Raw genomic sequence first — 14,731 nt, forward strand, 5'->3', positions numbered from 1 at the left:
CGTGTCCCGGAATGACGGGAGGATGTGGCTGAAGGCCTTACGCCACCTTCGGATCCAGCTCGCCCTTGGCGTAGCGCTTGGCCATCTCGGCGGGGGTCAGGACCTTCTTGAACTTGGAGGCCTGGCCTGCGGTATTGAACTCCTGGAGCCGCTGCTTGCACAGCTTGGTCATCGCTTCCATCGCCGGCTTCAGGTACTTGCGCGGGTCGAACTCTTCCGGGTGCTCCTTGAACACCTTGCGGATCTGGCCGGTCATGGCCATGCGGTTGTCGGTGTCGATGTTGATCTTGCGCACGCCGTTCTTGATGCCGCGCTGGATCTCGGCGACCGGAACGCCCCAGGTCGGCTTCATCTTGCCGCCGAACTCGTTGATGATGTCCTGGAGGTCCTGCGGCACCGACGAGGAGCCGTGCATCACGAGATGCGTGTTCGGCAGCTTGCGGTGGATCTCCTCGATCACCTTCATGGCGAGGATGTCGCCGTCGGGCTTGCGGGTGAATTTGTAGGCGCCATGCGAGGTGCCCATCGCGATCGCGAGCGCGTCCACCTTGGTCTCCTGGACGAACTTCACGGCCTCGTCCGGATTGGTCAGGAGCTGGTCGTGGCTCAGCTTGCCTTCGGCGCCGTGGCCGTCTTCCTTGTCGCCCATGCCTGTTTCGAGCGAGCCGAGCACGCCGAGCTCACCCTCGACCGAGATGCCGCCGAGATGGGCCATGTCGGTCACGGTCTTGGTGACGCCGACATTGTAAGTCCAGTCGGCCGGGCTCTTGCCGTCGGCCTTGAGCGAGCCGTCCATCATGACCGAGGTGAAGCCGGCCTGGATCGCGGTCATGCAGGTCGCGGCCTCGTTGCCGTGGTCGAGATGCACGCAGACCGGAATGTGCGGATAGATCTCGGTCACCGCGTCCATCATGTGCTTGAGCATGATGTCGTTGGCGTAGGAGCGCGCACCGCGCGAGGCCTGGATGATGACGGGCGCGTCGACCGTGTTGGCCGCGTCCATGATCGCCAGCGCCTGCTCCATGTTGTTGATGTTGAAGGCCGGTACGCCGTAATCGTTCTCCGCTGCATGGTCGAGCAATTGACGTAACGTGATCCGAGCCATCTGTCTTTTTCTCCGGTTTGGGCCTGCAAGGCCGACTTAAAAGGCCGACTGATTACTTGGTGCGCAGAACTTCGACGCCGGGAAGGGGCTTGCCTTCCATCCATTCAAGAAATGCGCCACCGGCGGTCGAGACATAGGTGAATTGACCGGCCACATGGGCCTGGTTGAGGGCCGCGACCGTGTCGCCGCCGCCCGCGATCGAGATCAGCTTCTTGGCCTTGGTGCGCTCGGCGGCATGCTTGGCGGCCGACACGGTTCCGCGGTCGAACGGCTGCATCTCGAAGGCGCCGAGCGGTCCGTTCCAGACCAGCGTGGCGGCGTCGTCGATGGCGGCGTGGACACGCGCGATCGATTGCGGGCCGACGTCGAGGATCATGCCGTCGGCCGGGATCGCATCGAGCCCGTAGGCATGCGAGGGCGCGTTCGCCGCGAAATGATAGGCGACGGTGGCGTCGACCGGCAGGATGATCGCGCAATTGGCGGCTTCCGCCTTCTCCATGATGCGGATCGCCGTCGCGGCAAGATCCTTCTCGGCCAGCGACTTGCCGATCCCAACGCCCTGGGCGTGCAGGAAGGTGTTGGCCATGCCGCCGCCGATCACGAGCGCGTCGACCTTGGTGACGAGGTTTTCGAGCAGATCGATCTTGGTCGAGACCTTGGCGCCGCCGATGATCGCGATGACGGGCTTGGTCGGCGAGCCCAGCGCCTTCTCCAGCGCGACGAGCTCGGCCTGCATGGTGCGGCCGGCATAGGCCGGCAGCTTGTGGCCGAGGCCTTCGGTCGTGGCATGGGCGCGGTGCGCGGCCGAGAAGGCGTCATTGACCCAGATGTCCCCGAGTTTCGCCAACTCGGCGACGAAGGCGGGATCGTTCTTTTCCTCTTCCTTGTGGAAGCGGGTATTTTCCAGGCACAGGATGTCGCCATCCTTCAACGCCGCTACGGCCGTGGCCGCGGGCTCGCCGACGCAGTCGTCCGCGAAGGCGACGGGCCTGTTCACGACCTTCGACAGCGCTTCAGCAACCGGCTTGAGCGACTCCTTGGGGTCGCGTCCCTTCGGTCGGCCGAAATGCGCGAGCAGGATGACCTTGCCGCCCTTGTCCGAGATTTCGGTGATGGTCGGCGCAACGCGCTCGAGCCGGGTTGCGTCGCTGACGCGCCCGTTGTCCATGGGCACGTTGAGATCGACGCGCAGCAGCACGCGCTTGCCCTTCACATCGACGTCGTCGAGGGTGCGGAATTTGTTGGTCATCGGACACTCTCTTGTCCCGGGCGCAAAGCGGCGCGGAGTGCCGCCGTGCAGAACCGGGACCTACGCTGGAGGGACATGGGTCCCGGATCTGCGACGCAGCGTTTCACGCTGCATCGCGTCCGGGACACGAGAGCGGAGTTAGATCACCTTCGCGAACGCGACGGCGGTGTCCGCCATGCGGTTCGAGAAGCCCCACTCGTTGTCGTACCAGGACATCACACGCACCAGCGTGCCGTTCTGCACCTTGGTCTGGTCCTCGTGGAAGGTCGAGGAGTGCGGATCGTGGTTGAAGTCGATCGAGACGTTCGGCTGATTGGTATAGCCGAGAATGCCCTTGAGCTGCTGCTCGGAGGCACGCTTCATCGCCGCGTTGATTTCCTTGGCGTCGGTGGCGCGCTTGGCGACGATCTTGAGGTCGATGACCGAGACGTTCGGGGACGGCACGCGGATCGAGACGCCGTCGAGCTTGCCCTTGAGTTCCGGGAGCACGAGGCCGATTGCCTTCGCCGCGCCGGTCGAGGTCGGGATCATCGACATCGCCGCCGCACGGCCGCGGTAGAGATCCTTGTGTAGCGTGTCCAGCGTCGGCTGGTCGCCGGTGTAGGCGTGGATCGTGGTCATGAAGCCGGTCTCGATGCCGACCAGGTCGTTCAGCACCTTGGCGACCGGCGCGAGGCAGTTGGTGGTGCAGGAGCCGTTGGAGACGACCAGGTGATCCTTGGTCAGCGTGTCGTGGTTGACGCCGTAGACGATGGTGGCGTCGGCGCCGTCGGCGGGCGCGGAAACGAGAACGCGCTTGGCGCCGGCGGTGAGATGCGCGGACGCCTTGTCCTTCGCGGTGAAGATGCCGGTGCATTCCATCGCGATGTCAACGCCGAGATCCTTCCAGGGCAGCTTCGAGGGATCGCGCTCGGCGGTCACCTTGATCTTGCCGCCGCCGAGGTTGATGGAGTCGCCATCGACGGTCACGGTGCCGGGGAAGCGGCCATGGACGCTGTCGAAGCGAAGGAGGTGCGCGTTGGTCTCGACCGGGCCGAGGTCGTTGATGCCGACGACCTCGATGTCCTTGCGGCCGGACTCGGCAATAGCCCGCAGGATGTTGCGGCCGATGCGGCCAAAACCGTTAATTCCGACGCGGACTGCCATGTTTCATCTCCTTATGACCGTTCAATGACGTGTTCGATAACCCCGATCATCCCGCACAACGCGCTTAGCGCGCCTGCGAGGGTTTTTTAGGGCGGACGCCCGGTTCGGCCGGGCGATGCTTGATCATATGAGAGACTACGTAGTCCTTTTTTTTGGCAAGCTCAACTCTCAGCTAACGCGCTTCAGCACAGCGTTAACCGCAGCCTCGGCGGTAATGCCGAAATGCTTGTAAAGATCCTTCGCCGGCGCGCTCGCGCCGAACGAATGCATGCCGATAAAATCGCCATCCTGGCCGATCACGGCATCCCAGCCCCAGCGCACTGCGGCCTCGATCGCGACCTTCACCGGCGCGTTGCCGATGATCTCGGCACGCTTGGCTTCTGGTTGCGCTAACAAAAGCTCGAGCGAGGGCACCGAGACCACCCGTGACGCGATGCCGCGCTCGGCGAGCTGCTTCTGGGCGGCGACCGCGATCTCGACCTCGGAGCCGGAAGCGAACAGCGTTGCCTTGGCTTCGCCCTGGGCGGCGACCAGCTCGTAGGCGCCGGCCGCGCAAGGAATGTCGTTCGGCGCATTGGTGCGGAGCTGCGGCAGGTTCTGACGCGTCAGCGCCAGCACGGTCGGCCCGTCGATACGATTGAGCGCAAGCTCCCAGCACTCGGCGACCTCGATGGAGTCAGCCGGGCGGAACACGCGCATGTTCGGAATGGCGCGAAGTGCGGCGAGATGCTCGACCGGCTGGTGGGTCGGGCCGTCTTCGCCGAGGCCGATGGAGTCGTGCGTCATCACGTAGACGACACCGGCGCCCATCAACGCGGCAAGGCGCATCGCGGGACGCGCATAGTCGGTGAACACCAGGAAGGTCGCACCGTTCGGCGCGAAGCCGCCATGCAGGAAGATGCCGTTCATTGCAGCCGCCATGCCGTGCTCGCGGATGCCGTAATGGATGAAGCGGCCTTTTGGCGTCTTGGCCGAGAAAGCTGTGGCCGACTTCGCCTTGTTGTTGTTGGAGCCGGTGAGGTCGGCGGAGCCTGCGAGGAATTCCATCGGCATCGCGCCGGCGATGACTTCGATCACCGCTTCCGAGGATTTGCGGGTCGCCGCGGTCATCGGCTTTTCCAGCAGCTCCTTCTTGTACGCGCGCACGGCCTTCGCGAGCGAGGCCGGACGCTCATGACGCAGACGGCGCTCGAACTCGGCGCGCTTGCGGCTGCCGAGCCCACCGAGCCGTCCCTCCCATTCCTGCCGTGCCGCCGCGCCGCGGCTGCCGGCGGCGCGCCAGGCCTTCAGCACGTCATCCGGCACCGAGAACGGCTCGAGCGAGATGCCGAGATTTTCCTTGGCGGCCTTGAGCTCGTCGGCGCCGAGCGCCTCGCCATGCGCCTTCGCGGTGCCGGCCTTGTGCGGCGCGCCGAAGCCGATGGTGGTGCGGCAGGCGATCAGCGTCGGCTTGTTGGATTTTTGCGCGCGGGTGATCGCAGCAGTGATGGCGGCCTGGTCATGGCCGTCGATCTTTTCGGCGGCCCAGCCCGCGGACTTGAAGCGCTTTACCTGGTCGACGGAATCGGAGATCGAGGTCGGCCCGTCGATCGAGATGCCGTTGTCGTCGTAGAGCACGATCAGCTTGCCGAGCTTCCAGTGCCCGGCCATCGCGATCGCTTCCTGCGACACGCCTTCCATCAGGTCGCCGTCGGAGGCGAGCACATAGGTGTGGTGGTCGACGATCTTCTTGCCGAATTCGGCGGCCAGCATCTTCTCGGCGAGCGCCATGCCGACCGCGGTCGAGATCCCCTGGCCGAGCGGACCGGTAGTGGTCTCGATGCCCTTGGTGTGGAAGTTCTCGGGATGCCCCGGGGTCAAGCCGCCGAGCTGGCGGAACTGCTTGAGCTGATCCAGCGTCATGTCGGCATTGCCGGTCAGATACAGCAGCGAATAGAGCAGCATCGAACCGTGGCCGGCCGAGAGCACGAAGCGGTCGCGGTCGGGCCAGTCGGTGGCAGTGGCGTCGAATTTCAGGAATTGCGTGAACAGCACCGTGGCGACGTCGGCGGCGCCCATCGGCAGGCCGGGATGGCCCGATTTCGCCTTCTCGACAGCGTCCATCGAGAGGCCACGGATCGCGTTGGCCATGCGGTTGTGGTCGACTTGCGTCATGTCTGAAATCCGTCTGAAATGAGGCGCTTGGCAGTGGTGCGGGCCGCGTGGGGGGGAGCCTGGCGGCCACGGAAGGTTGGGCTGGGATAGCACCTCGGTTCCGGGAGTCCAAGGCAATCAAACGTCGGTTTGGCCGTAAAAGTTGCTTAGCAGTGCATAGTTTCGCGGCGGCGTTGCGCTCCGCTAGCTTGCCACGTAAATTTCTGCTTCTAACCGTTTGCCGAACCGAGTCTTTTGCCGGACGGCAAGCCCCACGGGCAAGGCCACAGGTTCCGCCGCTGACTGCATGAACGATCGCGTTTCCAACAGCTCTGCCATGACGGAGTCCTCGGCCGTCGAGATCGAGATCGCGACCCGCAGACTCATGGCGGCGCTCGACGCGCTCGAAAGCGCGGTGGAGCGGCGGCGCGATGCCGATCGCGACGAGAACGAGCTCGCGGCACGAATCCAGGCACTGGGCGCGGATCGCTCGCGGCTTGCCGATGAGCTCGACGGCGCGCTGGTGAAGGCGCGCAAGCTCGAGCGCACCAATCGCGAAATCTCCGATCGGCTGGATTCCGCAATCGTCACGATACGCTCGGTGCTCGATACCGGAGAGGACGGATGAGCCACATCAACGTCACCATCAACGGCCGGCAATACCGCATGGCCTGCGAGGAGGGCCAGGAGGTGCGGCTGCTCAAGCTCGCCGAAAGCCTGGAGACGCGAATTCAGTCGCTGCGCGGAAAATTCGGCGAGATCGGTGATGCCAGGCTCACCGTGATGGCGGCGCTGACCGTCTGCGACGAGCTGGTCGACGTCGGCAACCGCGTCCGCACCATGGAGCAGGAGCTGACTGAGCTCAGGGATTTCCGCAACGCCGCCGTCGAGCGCGCCCGGATGACCCAGACCGCCGTGGTGAATGCGCTCAACGCCGCCGCCGAGCGCATCGAGAAGTCGACCCAGGTCCTGAACCGGACGGTGGGCAACGGCATCGCGATCGGCTGATTTTGGGCGGACCGCCCGTTGGGCTGGCGGTTCGTCAGTATCGTTGTTACATTGCGCGGGCGAGGCTGCGACGTGCGTCAGGAGCCATATATCCCCGGGGCCTTATCGATCCTTTAGGGAACTGTCCCTGGCCGGGCCCGTGGGCTCGGACATATGGTGCCCACCTACTTTCGTAGGGAACTCCGGGATCGAGTGCTTCAACGGCGTTCGCGGCTTCGCACTTTTTTTGCTTGGTTTGTGCTTGTCGAAACGACTGCGGCCAGTTCGGTAGATGTCGTGCTCCGGCTCGCCCGGGGCATTCAGTACGCCGCGGCCTCTGTGTGAATCACCACCGCCTCTGGAATACTGGATCACCCGCCCCGGTGCGCAAGGGCGCACAAGGTGGGTGATGACGTGGGGGACCAAAGCGCATGTCCAATTCGAAAGCCGAACTCCGTGCCAAAGCCCTCGCGGCGCGTGACGCGCTGAGCGAGAAGAAGCGCACCGCCGCCGCCGCAAAGCTCGCCAAGCGCGGGCTGCCGTTCCCGCTTTTGCCCGGCAGCATCGTCTCCGGCTATTCCCCGATCCGCAGCGAGATCGATCCGCTGCCGCTGATGAAGGCACTCGCCGAGGCGGGCGCAAAGCTCGCGCTGCCCTGCGTCACCGCCCGCGGCCAGTCGCTGATCTTCCGCATCTTCCATCCGAACGACCGCCTGATGCTCGGCCCGCTCGGCATTCCCGAGCCGTCGCCGGCCGCGGCCGAAGTCATCCCCGACATCATGCTGACGCCGCTCGCGGCCTTCGACCGTCTCGGCCATCGCATCGGCTATGGCGCGGGGCACTACGACCACACCTTCGCGCATCTGCGCAAGACCAAGCAGATCGTCGGTATCGGGCTTGCTTTTGCAGCCCAGGAGATCAAGGCGGTTCCGGCACTATCGCACGACGTCGCGCTGGATTATGTGCTAACGGAATCGGACGTGTTCGATTTCCGGAGTTCTGAAGTTGCGCATTCTCTTCGTGGGTGATGTCGTCGGCCGTAGCGGCCGCAACGCCATCGCCGAATATCTGCCCGGCATGGTCAAGGACTGGTCGCTCGATTTCGTCGTCGTCAACGGTGAGAATTCCGCCGGCGGCTTCGGCATCACGGAAGCGATCTATCAGGAGTTTCTCGATGCCGGGGCCGACGCGGTGACGCTCGGCAATCACTCCTGGGACCAGCGTGAAGCCCTGGTGTTCATCGAGCGCGCCGAACGCCTGGTGCGGCCGACGAACTACCCGCGCGGCACGCCCGGCCGCGGCGCCGCGCTGGTGGAGACCAAGAACGGCAAGCATGCGCTCGTCGTCAACGCGCTCGGCCGGGTCTTCATGACCCCGTTCGACGATCCCTTTGCCGCGCTCGAGCGCGAGCTTGGCGCCTGTCCGCTCGGCGTTGCCGCCGACGCCATCGTCGTCGACTTCCATTGCGAGGCGACCAGCGAGAAGCAGGGCATCGGCTTCTTCTGCGACGGCCGCGCCAGCCTCGTCGTCGGCACCCACACCCATGTGCCGACCGCCGACCACCAGATCCTGTCGGGCGGCACGGCCTACATGACCGACGCCGGCATGACCGGTGACTACGATTCCATCATCGGCATGCAGAAGGAAGAACCGCTGCGGCGCTTCACGTCGGGGATTCCCTCCGGCCGGTTCGAGCCGGCGGCTGGCGTCGCGACGCTGAGCGGCGTGGCGGTCGAGACGGATGATGCGACGGGCCTCGCGCTGCGGATTGCGCCTGTGCGCGTGGGCGGCCGGCTGGAGCCGGCGACGCCGAAATTCTGGTTGAGCTGAAGTACGCCGCCACACCCTCGGTGTCGTCCCCGCCTAGTGCGCAATTGCGCACGGGGCGCGGGGACCCATAACCCCAGGGAGTAGTTGTGGTGCTAGACTGGCCACTCCGAGTCTTCGCAAAACTGCTTCCTGTGGGTATGGGTCCCGGATCTGCGCTTCGCTTGTCCGGGACGACAGTTGAAATTGACGCGCGCAACTGCGCATCAATCGCCTCACGCCGCGGCGCGAACCGCCTGCCAGAGCTCAAGCACGTCCGCACGCAAGATCCCGCGCGTGATGAACACGATGCGCGAGCGGCGATCGCTGTCGGGCCAGCCGCTAAGCGCGACCGGCGGATGGAAGACGTGATGCACGCCATGGATCACGATCGGCGTCGGTTCGTCACGAAGATTGAGGATCCCCTTCACCCGCAGCAGATCCTGGCCGCGCGCGTTGCGTAAATGCGCAAGCCAGTGCGTCACGGCCATCCAGTCGAGCGGCTCGTCGAACGCCAGCATGAAGCTCGCGATCGACGCATCGTGATCATGATGGCCATGATCATGGTGCGCGTGATGATCGTGATGCGCATGGCCGGCGTGCGCATCTGGTTCCGCGAAGGCCCGCTCGTTGAGCCAGCGCTCGACGTCTATCCTTTTCAGCTCGGGATCGATCAGGCCGGCGCCGAATAGCTGCGCGGGATCGATCTCGCCATAACTGACGCTTTCGATTCTGGCGCCGGGATTGAGCCGCCGCAGACGCAGCTCAAGCGCCGCGATGTCCTCGACCAGGTCACTCTTGGTGATCAACAGCCGGTCGGCCAACGCGACCTGTTTCACCGCCTCATACTGCCGGTCTAGCTGATGCGGCGCGTTGACCGCATCGACCGTGGTCACGACCGTGTCGAGCCGCAGGAAGTGCGAGACGAGCGGATTGTTGAGCAGGAGCTGCACGATCGGCGCGGGGTCGGCGAGCCCGGTGGTCTCGACCAGGATACGGCGGAACGGCGGAATCTCGCCGCGGTCCCGCTTCACCAGAAGGTCTCGCAGCGTCTGCTCCAGGTCGCTGCGGATGGTGCAGCAGATGCATCCGCTCGCAAGCACGGCGACTTCGCCGTCGACGCGTTCGACCAGGAGATGGTCGAGGCTGACTTCGCCGTACTCGTTGATGATGACGGCGCTGTCCTTCATGTCGTCGTGGCGCAGCAGGCGATTGAGCAGCGTGGTCTTGCCGCTGCCGAGAAAGCCGGTGATCAGCGAGACCGGAAGTCGCTGCGCGGATTTATCGCTTTCGAACAGGCCCATGGGAAGCTCTCGCGTCGGCCGTCTTATTTTTGTCGCTGGACAATAGCGTAGCGGAGGAGGAGGCTAGCGGAAACAATTTTAGAGTCAGACATTGTTCTGACCACAACCTGGGAGGGTGGAATGTCTAACGAGATCAATAACGTAGATCAAGACGGCGGCGGCTCCACGACGGATCGCCGGACCCTGCTCCGCACCGCGGGCATCGCCGGCGTTGCTGGAGCCGCGCTCGCCGGCTCGATGCACGGCAAGTTCGCGCTTGCACCGATCAGTGAGGCCCAGGCGCAGACTGCAACCTCCATGCCCAAGGGCACCGACAAGCCCTGGTGGCCATCGAAATGGGGTAAGGATGACGAGTCCGGCGCATCCAACCACATCACCCCGGCGAAGGTCCTCGACGCGGCGAAATGGATCAAGGACGGCAAGATCTACAAGATCGGCCGCGTCTACGAAGCCGCCATGCCGCTGTTTGGTGCGCGCATATTCGCACTGCGCATTCCCGGCAGCCCGACCGGCGGCCCGTTCGGTGACAACAAGATGGTCTATCACGACGAATTCCTGGCCACCGAGATCGGCCAGACCGGTACGCAGTTCGACGGCCTCGGCCATATCGGCATCCAGATGGGCAAGGACGGCGACAAGAGCGAGATGCGATTCTACAATGGCTTCACAGCCGCAGAAATTAGCGACGCATACGGGCTCAAGAAGCTTGGCGTCGAGAAGCTTAAGCCGATCTTCACCCGCGCGCATCTGCTCGACATGGTCGCGCTCAAGGGCGGCATGATGGATGCGGGGCAGGAGATCACCTCGGCTGACATCAAGGCGGCGCTGGCGAAGCAGAACATCCCCGAGAGCGACATCAAGCCTGGCGACGCGATCATGTTCCACACCGGCTGGGGCTCGCTGTGGATGAAGAACAACGATCGCTTCAACAGCGGCGAGCCGGGCATCGGCCTCGATGCTGCGAAGTGGGTGGTCGAAAAGGATCTTGCGCTGACCGGCGCCGACACCTGGGCGGTCGAGGTGGTGCCCAATCCCGACAAGTCGCTCGCTTTCGTGGTCCACGCCGAGCTGCAGACCAAGTACGGCATCCACAACCATGAGAATCTGATCTTCGACGATCTGATCGCCGAGAAGAAGTATCAGTTCGTCTATTCGTTCACCCCGGCGCCCATCAAGGGCGCGACGGGAAGCAACGGCTGCCCGATTGCGATTACGTGACGATACGCATCGGCGTGGGTGAGGGAAGCCCACGCCGATGTTTTGGTTGGGCTGAAAGCGTTGCCACATCCTCGGTGTCGTCCCCGCCTAGTGCGCAATTGCGCACGGGGGGCGGGGACCCATAACCCCAGGGAGTGGTGTGGGGCACAGCTCCCACACCGAATCTTCGCCAAATCCCGCCCTGTGGGTATGGGTCCCGGATCTGCGCTTCGCTTGTCCGGGACGACGGCGGAGATTGGCGCGCGATCACGCGTCAATCTCGTCGTACACTACTCCGCCGTCTGCTCCCGCAGCTCCGCAACATCCTTCGCCGTCAGCTTCGAGCCCTTGGTGCCGAACCGTGCCGTGACGTAGTTCGCCACCGCCGCGATCTCGTCGTCGCTATACGCATCGCCGAATGCCGGCATCGAGAGAGCGCCATCCGGCGTATGCCGCTTGGTGCCCGAGAGTACGATCTGGGCGACGTTGGTGGCGGCCGGGTCGTTGACGGCCCAGGTGCCGGTCAGCGTCGCCATCGGCGAGACCGGGCTCTCGCCGCTCCAGCCGTGGCAGCTGGCGCAGGCGCTGGCGAACACCATCTTGCCGCGTGCGTCGGCCGTGACGCCGTCCTTGTGCGAGGCGGGCGCGACCGGCGCCGTGGTCGCAGGCAGGTCGGGCGAGGCCACCGGCGGCACGCTACGCAGATAGGCGACGACCGCGCGGATGTCTTCGGGAGCGAACTGGCTGAAGCTGCGATCGACCGCTTCGCCCATCGGACCCGAGGCCGAGCCGTGGCCCGGCGCGTGGCCGAGCGAGAGATACGAGATCAGGTCCTCGTCGCGCCAATTGCCGAGGCCGGTGGCCTTGTCGGAGGAGATGTTGAAAGCGCGCCAGCCGGCCGTGATCGCGCCGCCGAACTTCTTGCGGTTGTCGAGCGCAAAGCCGAGATTGCGCGGCGTGTGGCACTCGCCGCAATGCGCCAGCGCTTCGGCGAGATACGCACCTCTGTTCCACTCCGGGCTCTTCGAGGTATCCGGCGTAAAGCGCGTGTCCGGATTGAACACGGCCGACCAGAAGATCATCGCCCAGCGCTGGTTGAACGGGAACGACAGCGTGTTGTCGGGCGCTTTCGCGCGCACTGCCGGCAGGCTGAACAGATACGCCTTCACCGCCAGCACGTCCTCGTCCGTCATGTAGGTGTAGGACGTGTAGGGCATGGCCGGATAGAGCCGCGCGCCGTCATGACGCGTGCCGCGCTGGACAGCGTTGAGGAAATCCTGGTCGCTGTAATTGCCGATGCCGGTGTCCTTGTCCGGCGTGATGTTGGTCGAATAGAGCGTGCCGAACGGTAGCTTGAAGCCGAGCCCGCCGGAATATTCCTTCTCCCCGGGCTTGGTGTGGCAGACCATGCAGTCGGCCGCCTTCGCGAGATACTCGCCGCGCTCGACCACACTCGCTTTCTCCAGCTTGGCCGGTACGCCGGTCGGCTTGCCGGCGCGATAATCCGCCAGCGCCACTTTGGTGCCGCCGGCGAAGTCGAGCGGACCGGGCCCGCGGATGATCCAGACGCCGAGCGCCGCCACCACGATGGCGATCACGACCAGGCTTGTGAGGATACGCATCTTGCCGCTCATGCCTTCTTCCCCACAGCCAGAAGTTTCCGGTCGATCGGCAGGCGCCGCAGCGCCACGCCGGTTGCGGCGTAGATCGCGTTGCGCAGCGCCGGTGGTCCGGCATTGACGCCGGCTTCGCCGATGCCGCCGGGCGCTTCGCCGCTCTTGACCACGATGACCTCGATCTTCGGCGTCTCGTTGATGCGCATCATGCGGTAGTCGTGGAAGTTCGACTGCTGCACGCGGCCCTTGTCGATGGTGATCTCGCCATAGAGCGCGGCCGTGAGGCCGAAGATCAGCCCGCCCTCGATCTGCGCCTTCACCGTATCGGGGTTGACCGCAATGCCGGTGTCGACCACCGAGGTGATGCGGCGCAGCGTGATCTCGCCGATGTCGTCGATCTCGGCTTCCACAACAGTTGCGAGGAAGCTCGCAAACGATGGCTGCAGGCAGACGCCACGTCCAACGCGGGCCGGCAGCGGTTGGCCCCAGCCGGATTTCTCCGCGGCAAGGTTGAGCACCGCGAGCGCACGCGGAGTCTTGGTCAGCATCGACCTTCGGAATTCGACCGGATCCTTGCCGGCCTTGCGCGCAAGTTCGTCCAGCGCGCATTCGAACGCGAACACATTGTTGTTCGGGCCGACACCGCGCCAGAAGCCGGTCGGCACAGCCGGTGGCTCGGCACGGACATATTCGACGTGGAAGTTGGGAAAGTCGTAGGGCGTCTCCACGGCGGCGTCGACCGCGTCGATATCGACGCCCTTCTGGAACGCTGGCGGCAGCCAGCGGGCAATCACCGCAGAACCTGCGATCTTGTACTTCCAGGCCGCCACCTTGCCGTCGACCAGGGTCGCATTGACCTGGTCGCGATAGACCGGGCGGTAGACGTCGTGCTGGATGTCCTCCTCGCGGGTCCATATCACCTTGACGGGATAGTCGACCTGCTTGGCGATCTTGACCGCCGCAACCACCATGTCGGGTTCGAGCTTGCGGCCGAAACCGCCGCCGAGCAGGTGCTGGTTGACGATCACCTTCTCGACGGGAAGGCCGGCGGCCTTCGCCGCCTCCGACTGCACGCGCGTCATGATTTGTGTGCCGGTCCAGATCTCGCAGGCATCCGGCCTGACGTGAACGGTGGCGTTGATCGGCTCCATCGAGGCATGCGCGAGGAACGGCAGTTCGAAGCTCGCCTCGAACTTGTCTCCGCTGGCAAGCCCCTTGGCGATGTCGCCGACGGATTTCGCGATCGCGCCATCCTTCTCGCTGGCCTTGCGTAAATCGTCCCAGATGTCCTTGGTGGAGATCTTGGCGTTCGGTCCTTCGTTCCACTCGATCTTGAGCGCTTCGAGACCCTTCTTGGCCGCCCACATGTGATCGCCGATCACGGCGACGGCGTCGTCGAGCACGACGACCTTGCGCACGCCGGCGACTTTCATCGCTGCGCTGTCATCGACCTTGCCGACCTTGCCGCCGAACACCGGGCAATTGGCGATCGCGGCAATCTTCATGTTGGGCAGGATCGCGTCGATGCCGTAGACGACTTTGCCGTTGACCTTGTCCGGTGTATCCAGCCGCTTCAGCGGTTGGCCTATGAGGACGAAGTCCTTGGGGTCCTTGACCGGGACATCCTTCGGAGGTGTCTGGCTCTGTGCCGCCAGCGCGAGCTCACCATAGCCGAGCTTGCGGCCGCTTGCCGCATGGATGACTTCGCCCTTGGACGTCGTGCAACTCGCTGGCTCGACCTGCCATTGCGCGGCGGCGGCCTGCACCAGCATCGCGCGCGCGCTGGCACCCGCTTCGCGTAGCGGCTTCCACCAGGCGCGGATCGACGTCGAACCACCCGTCGCCTGCAGTCCGAAGGCGGGATTGGCGTAGAACTTGTCGTTTGGCGGCGCGTGCAACGCCCCGACCTTTGCCCAATCGGCGTCGAGCTCTTCGGCCAGAACCATCGAGATCGAGGTGTAGATGCCCTGACCCATCTCCACCTGCGGCATGATCAGCGTGGTCTGGCCGGTCTCGTCGATACGGATGAAGGCGTTGGGCGCGAACTTGCCGTCGGTCGTATCCCTCGGCTGCTCCGGCTCGTTGACGGCGGCCCGCAGGGGCAGGTGAAAGGCGAGCAGGAAACCGGTCGCGAGACCGCTGGTCAGAAGCGTGCGGCGGGAGAGGCTGTTGTGTGCATTCATGGCGG

Annotated in this window: 12 protein-coding genes and 1 other RNA gene; 6 read left to right on the plus strand and 7 right to left on the minus strand. The window is 64.7% G+C overall.

From position 1 onward, the window contains the following. Nucleotides 1-37: 37 nt before the first annotated feature. The 4 genes from fba to tkt all read right to left on the minus strand — a co-directional run bounded on the left by fba (nucleotide 38) and on the right by tkt (nucleotide 5,654). The gene (gene fba / locus AB7290_RS05900) at nucleotides 38-1,105 is read right to left on the minus strand and encodes a class II fructose-bisphosphate aldolase (RefSeq protein WP_071916654.1); all 1,068 of its coding nucleotides are present in this window, start codon (nucleotides 1,103-1,105) and stop codon (nucleotides 38-40) included. 52 nt (nucleotides 1,106-1,157) lie between these two features. Next, entirely contained in the window at nucleotides 1,158-2,354 is a 1,197-nt protein-coding gene (locus tag AB7290_RS05905) for a phosphoglycerate kinase (RefSeq protein ID WP_063981025.1), read from the minus strand. Between the two features lie 138 nt (nucleotides 2,355-2,492). After that, nucleotides 2,493-3,500 carry a type I glyceraldehyde-3-phosphate dehydrogenase gene (gap, locus tag AB7290_RS05910; RefSeq protein ID WP_085401784.1) on the minus strand — a complete coding sequence of 336 codons (1,008 nt, stop codon included), beginning with the start codon at nucleotides 3,498-3,500 and terminating at the stop codon, nucleotides 2,493-2,495. A 168-nt stretch (nucleotides 3,501-3,668) separates the two neighbouring features. Beyond that, nucleotides 3,669-5,654 carry a transketolase gene (gene tkt / locus AB7290_RS05915; protein WP_085401785.1) on the minus strand — a complete coding sequence of 662 codons (1,986 nt, stop codon included), beginning with the start codon at nucleotides 5,652-5,654 and terminating at the stop codon, nucleotides 3,669-3,671. A 286-nt stretch (nucleotides 5,655-5,940) separates the two neighbouring features. Between tkt and AB7290_RS05920 the strand changes: the two genes are divergently transcribed. The 5 genes from AB7290_RS05920 to AB7290_RS05940 all read left to right on the plus strand — a co-directional run bounded on the left by AB7290_RS05920 (nucleotide 5,941) and on the right by AB7290_RS05940 (nucleotide 8,450). Continuing rightward, a complete protein-coding gene (locus AB7290_RS05920; protein ID WP_020608063.1) occupies nucleotides 5,941-6,261 on the plus strand; it encodes a DUF4164 domain-containing protein in 321 nt (106 codons plus the stop codon). Then, nucleotides 6,258-6,641: a cell division protein ZapA gene (locus AB7290_RS05925; protein WP_028150902.1), complete on the plus strand. Its 384-nt coding sequence runs from the start codon at nucleotides 6,258-6,260 to the stop codon at nucleotides 6,639-6,641. Before AB7290_RS05920 ends, AB7290_RS05925 begins: the two co-directional genes overlap by 4 nt. 59 nt (nucleotides 6,642-6,700) lie before the next feature. Beyond that, a non-coding RNA gene (gene ssrS, locus AB7290_RS05930) (6S RNA) lies at nucleotides 6,701-6,861 on the plus strand. A gap of 190 nt (nucleotides 6,862-7,051) precedes the next feature. Continuing rightward, entirely contained in the window at nucleotides 7,052-7,648 is a 597-nt protein-coding gene (locus tag AB7290_RS05935; protein ID WP_071916650.1) for a 5-formyltetrahydrofolate cyclo-ligase, read from the plus strand. Beyond that, a complete protein-coding gene (locus tag AB7290_RS05940; RefSeq protein WP_085401786.1) occupies nucleotides 7,626-8,450 on the plus strand; it encodes a TIGR00282 family metallophosphoesterase in 825 nt (274 codons plus the stop codon). The genes AB7290_RS05935 and AB7290_RS05940 overlap by 23 nt, the downstream gene beginning before the upstream one ends. Before the next feature lie 212 nt (nucleotides 8,451-8,662). Here the strand turns inward: AB7290_RS05940 and AB7290_RS05945 are convergent, their stop codons facing one another. Further along, the gene (locus tag AB7290_RS05945; protein WP_085401787.1) at nucleotides 8,663-9,730 is read right to left on the minus strand and encodes a CobW family GTP-binding protein; all 1,068 of its coding nucleotides are present in this window, start codon (nucleotides 9,728-9,730) and stop codon (nucleotides 8,663-8,665) included. A 120-nt stretch (nucleotides 9,731-9,850) separates the two neighbouring features. Here AB7290_RS05945 and AB7290_RS05950 point away from each other — a divergent pair, with 120 nt between their 5' ends. Further along, nucleotides 9,851-10,948 carry a cyclase family protein gene (locus tag AB7290_RS05950; RefSeq protein WP_085401788.1) on the plus strand — a complete coding sequence of 366 codons (1,098 nt, stop codon included), beginning with the start codon at nucleotides 9,851-9,853 and terminating at the stop codon, nucleotides 10,946-10,948. A gap of 269 nt (nucleotides 10,949-11,217) precedes the next feature. Here the strand turns inward: AB7290_RS05950 and AB7290_RS05955 are convergent, their stop codons facing one another. Together AB7290_RS05955 and AB7290_RS05960 are read right to left on the minus strand one after the other, a co-directional pair. Further along, complete coding sequence (locus AB7290_RS05955) at nucleotides 11,218-12,561, minus strand: c-type cytochrome (RefSeq protein ID WP_085401789.1); 1,344 nt, start codon at nucleotides 12,559-12,561, stop codon at nucleotides 11,218-11,220. Continuing rightward, nucleotides 12,558-14,726 (minus strand): xanthine dehydrogenase family protein molybdopterin-binding subunit, encoded by a 2,169-nt coding sequence (locus AB7290_RS05960; protein ID WP_085401790.1) that lies wholly within the window; start codon nucleotides 14,724-14,726, stop codon nucleotides 12,558-12,560. The genes AB7290_RS05955 and AB7290_RS05960 overlap by 4 nt, the downstream gene beginning before the upstream one ends. Nucleotides 14,727-14,731: the final 5 nt, after the last annotated feature.

This window comes from Bradyrhizobium sp. 613_E4_N2_2 (assembly GCF_052075995.1).
In the GTDB taxonomy this organism is placed as follows: Bacteria; Pseudomonadota; Alphaproteobacteria; order Rhizobiales; family Xanthobacteraceae; genus Bradyrhizobium; species Bradyrhizobium barranii.